The 12,496-nt window shown below is 49.1% G+C and carries 14 protein-coding genes, 1 rRNA gene and 1 riboswitch; of the genes, 4 read left to right on the top strand and 11 right to left on the bottom strand.

Annotated features, from left to right (window positions below; genetic code table 11):
* The first annotated feature begins 24 nt into the window (after positions 1-24).
* The 3 genes from rrf (at position 25) to MHB84_RS08735 (ending at position 1,636) form a co-directional block, all read left to right on the top strand.
* A 5S ribosomal RNA gene (rrf, locus tag MHB84_RS08745) occupies positions 25-141 on the top strand.
* Positions 142-365: 224 nt separating this feature from the next.
* Entirely contained in the window at positions 366-989 is a 624-nt protein-coding gene (locus MHB84_RS08740; RefSeq protein ID WP_076290440.1) for a deoxynucleoside kinase, read from the top strand.
* A complete protein-coding gene (locus tag MHB84_RS08735) occupies positions 986-1,636 on the top strand; it encodes a deoxynucleoside kinase (protein ID WP_076290439.1) in 651 nt (216 codons plus the stop codon). The genes MHB84_RS08740 and MHB84_RS08735 overlap by 4 nt, the downstream gene beginning before the upstream one ends.
* Before the next feature lie 91 nt (positions 1,637-1,727).
* On the opposite strand, the gene MHB84_RS08730 is transcribed toward MHB84_RS08735, so the two are convergent.
* Positions 1,728-2,189 (bottom strand): ferritin-like domain-containing protein, encoded by a 462-nt coding sequence (locus MHB84_RS08730; RefSeq protein ID WP_076290438.1) that lies wholly within the window; start codon positions 2,187-2,189, stop codon positions 1,728-1,730.
* A gap of 192 nt (positions 2,190-2,381) precedes the next feature.
* Here MHB84_RS08730 and MHB84_RS08725 point away from each other — a divergent pair, with 192 nt between their 5' ends.
* Positions 2,382-2,864, top strand: a complete 483-nt coding sequence (locus MHB84_RS08725; RefSeq protein ID WP_256716863.1) for a hypothetical protein — start codon at positions 2,382-2,384, stop codon at positions 2,862-2,864.
* Positions 2,865-3,249: 385 nt separating this feature from the next.
* Here the strand turns inward: MHB84_RS08725 and MHB84_RS08720 are convergent, their stop codons facing one another.
* From MHB84_RS08720 to MHB84_RS08675, 10 genes are all read right to left on the bottom strand, one after another.
* Positions 3,250-3,993: a MerR family transcriptional regulator gene (locus MHB84_RS08720; RefSeq protein WP_076290437.1), complete on the bottom strand. Its 744-nt coding sequence runs from the start codon at positions 3,991-3,993 to the stop codon at positions 3,250-3,252.
* Positions 3,994-4,164: 171 nt separating this feature from the next.
* Complete coding sequence (gene thiE, locus MHB84_RS08715) at positions 4,165-4,830, bottom strand: thiamine phosphate synthase (RefSeq protein ID WP_076290436.1); 666 nt, start codon at positions 4,828-4,830, stop codon at positions 4,165-4,167.
* Positions 4,830-5,642: a bifunctional hydroxymethylpyrimidine kinase/phosphomethylpyrimidine kinase gene (gene thiD, locus MHB84_RS08710; RefSeq protein ID WP_076290435.1), complete on the bottom strand. Its 813-nt coding sequence runs from the start codon at positions 5,640-5,642 to the stop codon at positions 4,830-4,832. Before thiD ends, thiE begins: the two co-directional genes overlap by 1 nt.
* Entirely contained in the window at positions 5,642-6,451 is an 810-nt protein-coding gene (gene thiM, locus MHB84_RS08705; RefSeq protein WP_076290434.1) for a hydroxyethylthiazole kinase, read from the bottom strand. Before thiM ends, thiD begins: the two co-directional genes overlap by 1 nt.
* A 237-nt stretch (positions 6,452-6,688) precedes the next feature.
* Positions 6,689-7,756 carry an ABC transporter substrate-binding protein gene (locus MHB84_RS08700; protein ID WP_076290471.1) on the bottom strand — a complete coding sequence of 356 codons (1,068 nt, stop codon included), beginning with the start codon at positions 7,754-7,756 and terminating at the stop codon, positions 6,689-6,691.
* Between the two features lie 49 nt (positions 7,757-7,805).
* A complete protein-coding gene (locus tag MHB84_RS08695) occupies positions 7,806-8,618 on the bottom strand; it encodes an ABC transporter permease (protein WP_445322102.1) in 813 nt (270 codons plus the stop codon).
* A complete protein-coding gene (locus MHB84_RS08690) occupies positions 8,605-9,372 on the bottom strand; it encodes an ABC transporter ATP-binding protein (protein WP_076290433.1) in 768 nt (255 codons plus the stop codon). The genes MHB84_RS08695 and MHB84_RS08690 overlap by 14 nt, the downstream gene beginning before the upstream one ends.
* 175 nt (positions 9,373-9,547) lie before the next feature.
* A riboswitch (TPP riboswitch) is annotated at positions 9,548-9,650 on the bottom strand.
* Between the two features lie 108 nt (positions 9,651-9,758).
* Positions 9,759-10,886 carry a histidinol-phosphate transaminase gene (gene hisC, locus MHB84_RS08685; RefSeq protein ID WP_341143026.1) on the bottom strand — a complete coding sequence of 376 codons (1,128 nt, stop codon included), beginning with the start codon at positions 10,884-10,886 and terminating at the stop codon, positions 9,759-9,761.
* Positions 10,887-10,904: 18 nt separating this feature from the next.
* The gene (locus MHB84_RS08680; protein WP_076290431.1) at positions 10,905-11,681 is read right to left on the bottom strand and encodes an ATP-binding cassette domain-containing protein; all 777 of its coding nucleotides are present in this window, start codon (positions 11,679-11,681) and stop codon (positions 10,905-10,907) included.
* 24 nt (positions 11,682-11,705) lie between these two features.
* Entirely contained in the window at positions 11,706-12,491 is a 786-nt protein-coding gene (locus MHB84_RS08675) for an ABC transporter permease subunit (RefSeq protein WP_076290430.1), read from the bottom strand.
* Between the last annotated feature and the right edge of the window lie 5 nt (positions 12,492-12,496).

Here is a 12,496-nt window from a genome sequence, read left to right as displayed (position 1 = left end):
CTGAGATGTAAGCTAAGCTATGCGTTTGGTGGCGATGGCGGAGGGGTTCCACACGTACCCATCCCGAACACGACCGTTAAGCCCTCTAGCGCCGATGGTACTTGGACCGCAGGGTCCTGGGAGAGTAGGACGCCGCCAAGCAATCAAAAGACACGATCGTAATTAAGCGATCGTGTCTTTTTCTGTTATTATGATCATGGGAATGAATATAACTCCTGTAGGCTGTTTTATATATCTTCGTCTTAGAGATAAAACTCATTTTATACATAAAATACTGGCCTTCCCATCATCCAAGCTGTGATACAATAGGTGGGGTCTATATAGAAACGGAAACACGCATGAGTACGAGGAGGAACTGAATTACGATGAAATCAGCCCCGTTTATTGCCGTGGAGGGTCCGATTGGTGCGGGGAAAACAACGTTAGCAACGATGCTTTCTCAGGAATTGAACCTTCCGCTGGTCAAGGAAATTGTAGAAGAGAATCCTTTTTTGGCTTCCTTCTATCAAGATATAGATGAGTGGAGCTTCCAGCTTGAAATGTTTTTTCTGTGTAACCGGTTTAAGCAACTGGAAGACACAGGCGTGCACTATATTAAGAAGAATACACCCGTCATTTCAGACTATCATATCTATAAAAATATGATTTTTGCTGAACGTACCTTAAAGGGAACGAAACGGGACAAATACCGTCAAATCTATCATCTCTTAACGGATGATCTGCCGAAACCCAATCTGGTGCTCTATATTGAGGCTGAACTCGATACATTGATGAACCGGATCAACAAACGTGGACGGTCTTTTGAGCAGGATATGGACCCGGCTTATATGGAGCAGTTAATTGCAGATTATAAAACAGGTATGGCTTACCTGGCCAGCAGCCCAAATCCGCCGATAATTATCAAGGTGAATGCGGAACAACTCGATTTTGTAGAACATCCCGAACATTTCAAACAGATTGTTAATCAGGTAAAGGAGTATATCACATGAATAACTATGGCATTCCGGCGAATGCATTAATTACGGTAGCAGGTACCGTTGGGGTGGGCAAATCCACTCTGACAGCCGCACTGGCTGAGCGTTTGAGCTTCAAGACTTCACTCGAGCAAGTCGACCACAATCCATATCTGGAGAAGTTCTATCATGACTTTGAACGTTGGAGCTTCCATTTGCAGATTTATTTCCTGGCAGAGCGTTTCAAGGAACAGAAGAAAATCTTTGAATTGGGCGGTGGATTTGTACAGGATCGTTCTATCTATGAGGATACAGGTATCTTTGCGCAAATGCATGCGGATCAGGGCACAATGTCTGCTACGGATTTCGAGACGTACAGCAGTTTGTTTGAAGCTATGGTGATGACACCGTATTTCCCTCATCCGGACGTACTGATTTACCTGGAAGGCAGCTTGCCATCCATTCTGAATCGAATTACGGAACGCGGACGGGAGATGGAGATTCAGACCGACCGTTCCTACTGGGAGCATATGCATGAGCGCTATTCGGTATGGATTAATCAATTTACGGCTTGTCCAGTGCTGCGTTTGAACATTGATGAGTATGATGTGAATGACCCAGCATCGGTGGATGCCATTTTGGCGCAGATTGCTGCTGTCATTAATCCTGCCAAGGGAGCTTGATTTATATAAAATGCCTTTTGACATGAGATAATTAGATCTATATAGTATTCCCCTCTACGCCAGCGAAAGCTACTAGAGGGGATTTTTTTCGTTATTTGGTAAGAGGAGAATTCTCAGAAGATGTTTTTGACTTATGCTTTGTTAAGTAATACAGGAACCAGACGGCATGTCTCTGTTCATCCGTTGCTGCACGTCGAAACGATTCCTTAATGTAAGGGTCATTTGCTTGATCTGCGACTTGTGAGTAAAACTCAACCGTGTTTTGCTCATCACTAAAAGCATAATCTATTCCCGCGAAATACTCTGATGGACAATCCGAAGAGATTTGGACCGTAGGTTGCGTACCTGTTAACGAAACATAAATGGCGGTGAATTTTTGAAGATGCTCTAATTCATCAAGACGTATCTCCAGAATACGAGCTTTTTCCACTTCTGAGGGTGCTAATTCTGCCAGTTTGGCGTAACAGGCAATTGCTGAGGATTCTCCATTAATAGCTTTGGAAATTTGCGCTAACAGCAAGTTGTCATTTCGGTAATAGGGAACATAGTACATGGGGAGTACTCCTTCCAAACACGTTTTAACCAGAATATGCGGTTATTAGGCGGATGTGCCTATTTCTTAAAGAGTGAGGGGACGAAACAAAAGCAGAGAGAATTTTGTTGAATAAAAGGAGTATTTGTGGTTTCATAGGAAAGGTGAATTCTGGAAAAGAAGCATAAGCATGACTCAGGAGGGAAAGACAACGTGGAAGAGAAACAAGGGATCAAGATCGGCATGCCAATCGTTGGTGGATTATTGGCAGCAATTGTAGGAGGAATTGTGTGGGCAGTAATCGCTGCCATGACGGAAAGGGAGCTAGGGCTCATTGCTATCGTCATTGGGGCGCTCGCAGGCTACGCAGTTGTATTGTTCTCGAACAAACGGATCGCGACGGCACATAAAGCCATTGCAGTTATCTTTGCCCTTATCGGCATTTTGCTTGGCAAGTATCTGACGGTGGTGTATTTTACTTCCGAGTTGTTCAGCGATGCAAGCATGTTGGATCTGGTGTTCGATGGTGAGATGGTTAGTGCATTTGTGGATACCTTTACGGATTATTTCAGCGAGCCGGTTGACCTGTTATTCATCGTACTGGCGATTGTATCGGCATGGCAGATTCCAGGACGGATGGCGAAGACCAGTCTGGCCTCGGATGCTTCTTCGTCTGATCACGCTCCTAGAGCTTAACCAATGGCTAGCAGGAAGCAAGACTTGTGTAATACAGGGACTGCCTCCATTAAAAAAGTACTCAGAGTGAATAACTGTAATGGCTTATTCACATTGCGGCTGAGATACTACAAGAGGGACGTGACGTCTTAGGGCGTACGTCCCTTTTTTGTGTAAACTGAGTAATGTTGAATCCCTCGGCTGTCCAGCACATTCCATGAACACGGATAAGATGTGGCAGAACGGGGTTCTATATAATACGAGCATATTGCCTATATCGAGAGAGCAGGTTTTCATTTGCAATAGAAAGATCGAAATGGAACTACTTGTCTACAACTTACACCTGATTGCGAGGGGCATCGGATAATACGGATAATGCTATAGGTGGAATCCATGTAGGCCTAGATTAACTGTTTCGATCAGCAAACACAGCCATGGCATCCCTCATAAATACAGCCAAGCCTTCGCCGAATTGATCAATATTACTTGTAAAACGTTCGTCATCTACGTACATTTGGCCCAACCCTCTGAAGGCTTCAGGAGAATAATTGCCCATGTTGTTCAGATAGCTGTACCATTCCGAGATTCCGGCTTGAGCTTCGGCAGAGTTTGGATCCGTGTGACGAATTGCTGCAAGACGAGTGTAGATTGAATTCATTTGATCGGATAGAGCTTTTTGCTCCCCAGTAGACTGTTTGTGTAACTTTTGATTAGCCTGATCCACCGCTTGATCTCCCCAACGTTCCCTCGCTTCCTGTTCATACGGATTATGACTGAAGTTAAACCCTTCAAATTGTTCTTTGGCTGTCATCTTAATTTCTCCTCTCACGTGTTGAACCGATTTATCAATGGTGGCGATCATTTGGTCCAACCGCTGGCGTTTCTCCAGTAAAATACGGCGATGCATATTCAGGGCTTCTTCTCGATCGAAAGATGGATTGTTTATAATCTCCTTGATATCTTTCAGAGAGAAATCGAGTTCTTTAAAAAATATAATCTGCTGAAGCATTTCCAGATTGGCATCTGAATACAGTCGATATCCGGCAGAAGTCACTTCGTCCGGTGTTAACAGTCCGATCTCATCATAATGATGCAGTGTGCGCACACTGATCCCGACAAGTTCGGCCACTTCTTTTACTTTCATGGCCATGATGGAAAACCTCCTTACACCACCGATTGTACAGCGTCACGTTACGTGAGAGTCAACTAGTAAAAATGAAAAAATAAGATGCAGGCACAGAGGCTGCATCTTGAGAATGATTGAATGTGCTGCACCATCTATCTGGTGCAGCACACGGCTGGCGGTGCAGGGAGCGCATGGCTACGCCTGCATCCCGCGCACCGCCGCAGCGAACTGCGCAGCCGCTGCGCGCACATCGGCCGCGCCCGCGATGGCGGAGATGACGGCTACGCCGTCGGCTCCTGCCGCCATCACGGCGGCCGTGGTATCGGGCGTAATGCCGCCGATACCCACCACCGGAACTGCGATGCCTGCGGCGCGCAGTTCGGCTACCCCGGCGGGGCCCAGCACAGCGTGGGCATCCGCTTTGGACCGCGTCGGGTACATTGGCCCGACGCCAAGATAGTTGGCGCCCGCCTGCACCGCACGGCGGGCTTCCAGCACGGAGTGGGCGGATACGCCAAGCATCCGCCCTTCTCCGATGCGGGCGCGTACCAGCACCGCGTCCGCATCGTCCTGGCCGACATGTATGCCGTCGGCCTCCACCGCCACAGCCAGCTCCACATCATCGTTCACGATGAACGGTATTCCGTGCTGGCTGCACATCTCGCGAAGCCGCCTCGCAAGCGTGATGCGTGCTTCGCCAACCAGAGCGCCAGTTCCTTTTTCCCGGAACTGGAACAGCGTAATGCCGCCAGCGATGGCTTGGCGCAGCACTTCCACCGGGTCACGCGTCGTATTCACGCTGCCCATGACCAAATACACCTGCAGCGCATGCCGTATTGCTACTGCATCCAGAGGGCGCATTACTGTTCACCCCGCAGTCTGCGCTGATACGCAAAATGATTCGTCGGCCCATGTCCGTCCCCAATCCCCAGCTCATCTTCGATGGCTGCCTGAATGAATGCTCGCGCGGTGGTGACGGCAGCCAGTACAGTTGAGCCCTTCGCCAATTCGGCAGTAATGGCCGCAGAATACGTACATCCCGTTCCATGAGTATGCCTTGTCACTACCCGAACGTTCTCCAAATAGTGAAAAGATTGCCCATCATAAAGCACATCGACAATCATGCCACTTCCCTCATCATGACCACCTTTCACCAAAGCATACGTGGAGCCCATCTGCACGATTCGTCTTGCGGCTTCTTCGCGCTGACTCAAATTCAAAATGGACATTCCAGTAAGAAGCTCGGCTTCCGGAATGTTCGGTGTCGTGATCAGTGCATGAGGCAGCAGCTCTGTAATTAACGCTTGAACGGCCTCCTGTTGCAGCAGAGGGGCGCCGCCTTTGGCAACCATAACCGGATCGATGACCAAATTGGACCATCCATATTGCTGCCATTTCTCGGCAACCAGTTTAATTATTTCAGCACTATAGAGCATGCCCGTCTTCACAGCTGTAGGCTGAAAATCATCACCGGTCGAATCCAACTGTTGAGCAATACCTTCATATGAAATTGGGAAGACGCCCTGCACACCTGTTGTATTTTGGGCAGCAATAGCTGTAATTATAGTCATGCCGTACACACCAAGCTCCTGAAAGGTCTTCAGATCAGCTTGAATTCCGGCGCCGCCACCATTATCGGAACCAGCAATCGTCAAAGCCTGCGCAATACTCATTACGCACCTCCATCAAACTGGCGAACCTGTGCCCGCTCTGCGAGAACGTCAGGTGTCACTTGGGCCAGTTGATTCAGCAATTCGATCTGGAAGCTGCCCGGTCCAAGGTCAGCGGTGCGTTCCGCCGCAATCTCTGCTGCAACGCCATAGAAAGCGAGTGCCTCCACAACACTGTTCAGCAAGTCTTCTCCCGGTTTAGCAATGGCTGCAAAAGCACCAATTACCGAGCTGAGCAAGCAGCCTGCACCAGTCACTTGGGTAAGCAAGGCATGTCCATTACTCGTCAGAAACGTCGTTTGTCCATCCGTAATGACATCCTCGCGTCCGGTAATGACGACCACACAGCCGAGTTTTAGTGCTGCCCGTTTCGCTATTCCGATTCGATCTCCTTCGCCTTGACCTGCATCCACACCTTTGATGCTCCAACGCTCACCGATGACATTGGCGACTTCTGCCACATTGCCCCGCAACACCGTGAGGCGAAGCTCACGAACGAGCATCTGAACGGTTTCCGTACGATAGGCGGTTGCGCCAGCTCCAACCGGATCGAGCACAACAGGTACGTTATTTGAATTAGCTGATCGACCAGCCAAACGGATCGCCTCAACCACCTTTTCGTCCAGTGTGCCAATGTTCAGTACAACTGCTCCTGACATCTTGGCAACATCAGCAACTTCTTCATGCGCATAAGCCATAAAGGGAGATGCACCTAGTGCGAGCAAACCGTTGGCCGTAAACGGAGCGACGACAATATTCGTAATGTTATGAACAAGCGGATTTTGCGTACGAACACGTTCCAGATAAGACATATAAGTTCCTCCTTATAAATAAGTAATTTGATCAATAAAAGCAGGGAAGGTTGCCATTATAATCAGTTGTTAGTTCTGCAACGTTGCTGGTTTCCAATTAATGACGGGTGTTAAACGTTATTCCCGGATAGCTGCAAAGTCCATATAGAAAATTCCTAATAGAAGGCCCTCATCCTCGTTAAAGATTCTATTCGTCCAAATGTAATCCCGAAACTACTCTTGTGGGCGACATCTTCCTTACTCACCCTGCAAGTTGATAAAAGCATCCTCAGCCTTTACGGAATCCGGAATCAGTTCACTTTGAACCAACCATGCACGTACATTTTCCCAAGAAGAGGCGTCCTGCCTGCCAAACGGCTGACCTTCTTCATTCATCAGTGGCAGTAAAATATTCAGACTTTTGGTTTCGATCTCCGGGTCAAGAGGAGACGTTTCGTTCTCATGTGCGAGCAGAATGTTCAGCGCGTCCTCGGGGTGCTCTGTTACATATTTCTGTCCTTCCTGTATCGCTTTGATGAAGCGGGTAAGCTGATCCTTTTTCGCTTCAATGCCCGCATCACTTGCAGTGAGGACCAGTTCATAATAATCAGGTACGCCGTAATCGACGGGATTGATCGATTTCATGGCATGACCTTCCTTTTCCAGAATCAATTGTTCATGGTTAATAAAACCACCCATAATGGCATCTGCCTGTCCGGAGGCCAGGGAAGGAATCAGGTCAAATCCTACATCGACCAGATTCATCTTGTCGGCATTACCGCCATCTTGGCTGATCATGGTACGCACCATCGCTTCATACAGAGGGATTGAGGAATAGCCAACCGTCAGCGTTTCAAGATCTTTTGGCGATTTCACTTTACCGTTGAGTTCGGTCAACAGATGCACGAGCGGATGACGAACGACCGCAGCAATTGAACGTACAGGAATGTTCTCCCCACGCGCGAGCAAAATTTGCGGCTGGTAGCTTAGTGCCAAATCGATTTTCCCGGCGGCAACAAGTTTGAGGGCATCATTCGTATCAGCAGGCATCTGGATTTCCACGTCCAGACCTTGATCCGCGAAGTAACCTTTTTCCTGAGCAACATAGATGAAGGAATGTACTGCATTTGGGTACCAATCGAGCATGATGGACAGCTTCTCTTTGGGTTCCGATGGCGTTTCTATCGCAGATGAGTCTGTATCGTTTGCATTGGAAGTTGAGCCTGTGGAGGGCGTATTGATGCCCGTTTTACCGCATCCGCTGATGATCAGCAACAGAGACATGAGCAGAATGGGGAGCAGGGAATAGATATGCTTTTTATTCATAACGTAAAGTTCCTCGTTTCTTTTGTTTTTTTGTTTTGAAATCCGAAAGTTATCCAGCTTTTCTTCTACCTGCATGACGTGGTGTACCAAATCTTCTCTCCATCCATGCAATGAGTACAAACAGGGCGATACCAAGTAGGGATAATAGCATAATGGCGGCGAACATCGCATCCGTGTTCATATTGCTCGACATTCTGCGGCTGAAGTAGCCAAGCCCCTTACTTCCACCGAGCCATTCACCGATCGTTGCACCGACCACACAATACACCACAGACATTTTCAGTCCCGAAAAGAAGGAGGGAAGGGCAAGTGGAATCTGGAGTTTGCGAAAAATATCCCACTTGGTGGCCCCCATCGTCAGCAGCAGTTCACGCTGCTCCGGATCACCCTTGCGCAGGCCATCGTAGGTGCTCACTACAATCGGGAAAAATGCGATCAGGAACACCACCGCCACTTTACTCCACAGCGTGTAGCCAAACCACAGGATGAAGACGGGGGACAGGGCAATCAGCGGAATCGTCTGACTGATCACGATGAAGGGATATAACGCTTTTTCAATCGACCGATTCATATGCATACCCGTTGCAAGTGCAGTCCCGGCACCAATGGACAAGCCAAAACCAACGACAACCTCTATCAAGGTGGCGGGCAGATGTGTAGCCAGCAGAAGGTGGTGATGTTCATACAGCGAACGGACAATCGCCGTCGGGGCTGGAATGATGAAGGAAGGCACCCATCCCATACACACAATCCACTCCCAGAGAGCAAGCAGCAAGATCATGAGCAAAAGAAACAGACCATAACGGGCAAGCCAACCTCTTACGCTATGCTTCATGCTATCTTTCAAGTTACCGTCTCGCATGCAATTGTTCCTCCAGTAGTCGTCTCATCTGAACGAGAGCCGGTTCGTAGATCATGTCTGAATGTCTTGGACGTGGCAAAGGTACCGTTAGATCCTGCAGCTGTTGGCCTTGGCCCACCGGAGTTAACAGGATAATCCGATCACTGAGCAGCAGGGCTTCTTCAATGTCATGTGTGATGAACAACACGGTTTTGCTCAGGCCCTCCCAGAGCTCCAGCAGCCACCGATGCATCTCACGTTTGGTCATGGCATCGAGTGCGCCGAATGGTTCATCCAGGAGCATGAGTTGGCCACCTGTCAGCAAAGTACGAAGCAGCGCGACACGCTGGCGCATGCCACCTGACAGCTCGTCCGGGTAAGCATGCGCGTGACCGGATAAGCCAAATCGTTCGAGACCGGCCAGAATGTCCGCTCGAATCCTTACCTTATCCTGCCGACCTGGAGCAAGTTCAGCGGGGAGCATGCAATTCTCCATGACGGTTCTCCAGGATAATAGGAGGTCCTTTTGTGGCATGTAGGCCACCTGCCCCAGTCGCTTACCTTCTTGAACCCAAGGAATGTCAATGGTTCCGTGTGTTGGCTCAAGCAAGCCTGCCAGCAGCTTGAAAAGGGTACTTTTACCGGAGCCGCTGGAACCGATGAGCGAAACGAATTCGCCTCTGGCTACACGCATCGACACATTGGAGAGCACGGGGGAATCCCTTTTTCCCGGGAAAGCGTAGCTCATGTTGTGAATGGTTATATCGTTATCCATCTCGTTCCGTCCCCCCTTGTTATTCAAAATTCGACCTCAAACCGCGGGATCTTTAATTACACCTTCTGATCTGCCCGCAGAACGCGAAAAAGACCCACCCATTTCCGGAGAAATGAGTGGGTCTGTAAGTCAATTCACATTAAATTTCATCATCAACATGAAAAAATCCGCTTACTGAGAGGCCGCTCCACTTCCCTCCGCTGGTATGATCCAGATCAGGTTCAAAGGGTCCGAATCGTTCGATTCGTCTCAGCCGCAAGGCTCCCCTAGTGCAATGTTCAAGATATGCAGTTGTGTGTTCAGCATATATCACATGCAAGTGGAATGTAAAGAGGGCGGCTTAAAAGAAGTGTGCTTAATGTGAGTTAGGAAAGTAACCTAGGATTCTAATCGTTGGAATGTAACAGTGAATCAAGCTCACCGATCAGCCGGGCAATCTGCTCAGGTGTGCCAATCGTAATCCGAAGCCAGGTAGGCATACCGAATTCGGCACCGCCGCGAACAGAGATGCCTCTGTTCAACAATTCTTGGGTAATCGGGCCACTATCCTGCAACAGATCCACCATGATGAAATTTGTTTCGGAAGGGATGAAGGGTAAGTTCCAATGATCAAAGGACTGCATTAACGTTTCCCGTCCCTGACGATTGTAGTGCAGGCAGTGAGAAACAAATTCATGATCATCCAGGCTGGCCGAAGCAGCGGCTTGGGATGTGGCTGTTAGACTGATGGGCAGCTTGACCCGGTTAATGCCTTCAATAATACTTTCATTCCCGATGCCATATCCAATACGCAGGCCTGCCAGTCCATATATTTTGGAGAAGGTCCGCAAAATAATCAGATTATTGTACTGCTCCAGCAGCTTAACCGTATCAGGATAATCTTCACTTTCCGCGAATTCATAATACGCTTCGTCCAGGACAACCACGACATGGGAGGGAACATGTTCGAGTAAACCAAGCAGGGCATCTGCCGTGAAAATGGTTCCGGTTGGATTATTCGGATTGCACAGCCAGATGATTCGGGTAGAAGCATTAATCCGGTGCCGGAATTGCTCCAGGTCCAGCGAATGGTTGACCAAAGGCACTTCATGAATAACCCCGCCTGCCAGCAGCGTAGCGCCCTTATACCAGTTAAAGGAGGGCACCGGAATGAGTGATTCCTCGCCGGGATTAAGATAGGCTTGGGCGGTAAGGGTTAGGAGCTCGAATGATCCACTGCCAAATACCAGTTGGGAGGTACGCACACCTAGACGTTCCGCAAGTTTGTCACGGAGCAGTTGGCTGGAACCGTCGGGGTATTGAGCCAAAAGATCGGAACCCAGCGATCTGACCGCTTCTGCTGCCAGGGGAGAAGAACCAAACGGATTTTCGTTCGCTGCAAGTCGATCTACACTTTCCAGTCCCAACTCCCTCCGGATCTGTTCCATGGATTTGGCAGGCGTATAAGCCGGAATTCGATTTAACAAGTCTTTAACAGGTGGAGAGGGAACGGATGAAAGGGATTGCATAATCATGCCTTCTTTCCAGTGGAATTAGATCGAGAATGATATCTGTTTCTGGGCAATCTGCTGTGGTGTCTCTTGTGGAGGAGTCAACAATCGATTCAGAATCAGGTTTTCAAAATGAGCAAACCCGCTGTCCCGAACGCGAGGCCGCTCCAGCGTAATTCGGGTATCCATCGTTATATGACCATCCTCGATTAAAAGCACCCTGTCTGCCAGCGCAACCGCCTCGCTGACATCATGCGTGACCAGAATGACGGTCAGATCTTCTTCAGCCCACAAGCGTTCGATTAACTGCTGCATCTCAATTCGGGTTAATGCATCCAATGCACCCAGCGGTTCATCCAGCAGCAGTAAGCGCGGATGACTTGCGAGTGCTCGTGCCAAGGCGACACGTTGTTTTTGTCCGCCAGATAATACCCCCGGCCAATCACCTTCACGCTCTTCAAGTCCTACATTGCGAAGCGACTGGCGTGCATCTTCCTTGTTCTTGTCGGGGATGCCCAGTCGTACATTGTCGAGCACGGATTTCCAAGGCAGCAGCCGGGCTTCCTGAAACAGAAATCGTGTCTCGGGTGCTGTACTGCCAAGCTTTCTGTTGCTCAGCATAATGCTCCCGGAAGAGGGGGGTTCCAGCCCGGCGATCAGACGCAGCAAAGTACTTTTGCCGCAGCCGCTTCGTCCAACGATGGCTACAAATTCCCCTTGTCTTACATTGACGTTAATGTCGGATAGAATTGTACGCTGATCATACGATTTCTGAACCCCATCTACTTGAAGAAAAGGACTGATCTGACTTGTGCTCATGGATCAATTCACGCTCCTTTGGCTTTACTTGCGGGATAGAGCCGGGTTCCAGCGCAGCCAGCGCCGTTCCAGCCATTTGGCGATGGTATCGGACAGCTTGCCCAGCAAGGCATACAGCAGAATGCTTAAGACGATTACGTCCATCTGCATGAATTCCCGCGCGTTCATTGCCATATATCCAATCCCCGCATCCGCCGCAACCGTCTCGGCTACGATGAGGGTCAGCCACATAATGCCAAGTGCATAACGAACACCCACCAGAATGGAAGGCAGTGCACCAGGCAGGATAATGTCTTTATAAAGGGACCAACGACTGAGGCCATATACTTTGCCCATTTCAATCAGACCGGGATCGACCGATCGTATGCCGTGGAACGTATTCAGATATACCGGAAAGAATACACCCAGAGAAACGAGGAATAATTTGGCTTCTTCACCGATCCCGAACCACACAATAACGAGGGGGATCAAGGACAGATGCGGAATGTTACGGATCATCTGTACCGAGGAGTCGGCGATCTTTTCCGCAAGGGAGGAGATGCCGTTCAGCACTCCCAGCAGAAAACCCAGACCCCCACCAATGAGGAATCCTCCCAAAGCCCGTCTGGCGCTAATACTGATATTGTTCAGTAGTTCACCGTTACCAAGCAGACGAATAAAGGCCTCCAGTACTTGAGCGGGACGGGGCAAAATATTGGCTGCAACAACTCCGGATGCAGTCAGCCATTGCCACAGAGCCAGAATGAGTAGTGGTACAACAAAAGGAATGAACTGGTTAAACCATGCCCGGTTAAAGGTTTTGGACCGCACGTTAT

This window comes from Paenibacillus sp. FSL F4-0087 (genome assembly GCF_038020215.1).
Classification (GTDB): domain Bacteria; phylum Bacillota; class Bacilli; order Paenibacillales; family Paenibacillaceae; genus Paenibacillus; species Paenibacillus taichungensis.
The sequence above is the reverse complement of the archived record's forward strand: the minus strand, read 5'-3'. Positions and strand labels throughout refer to the sequence as shown.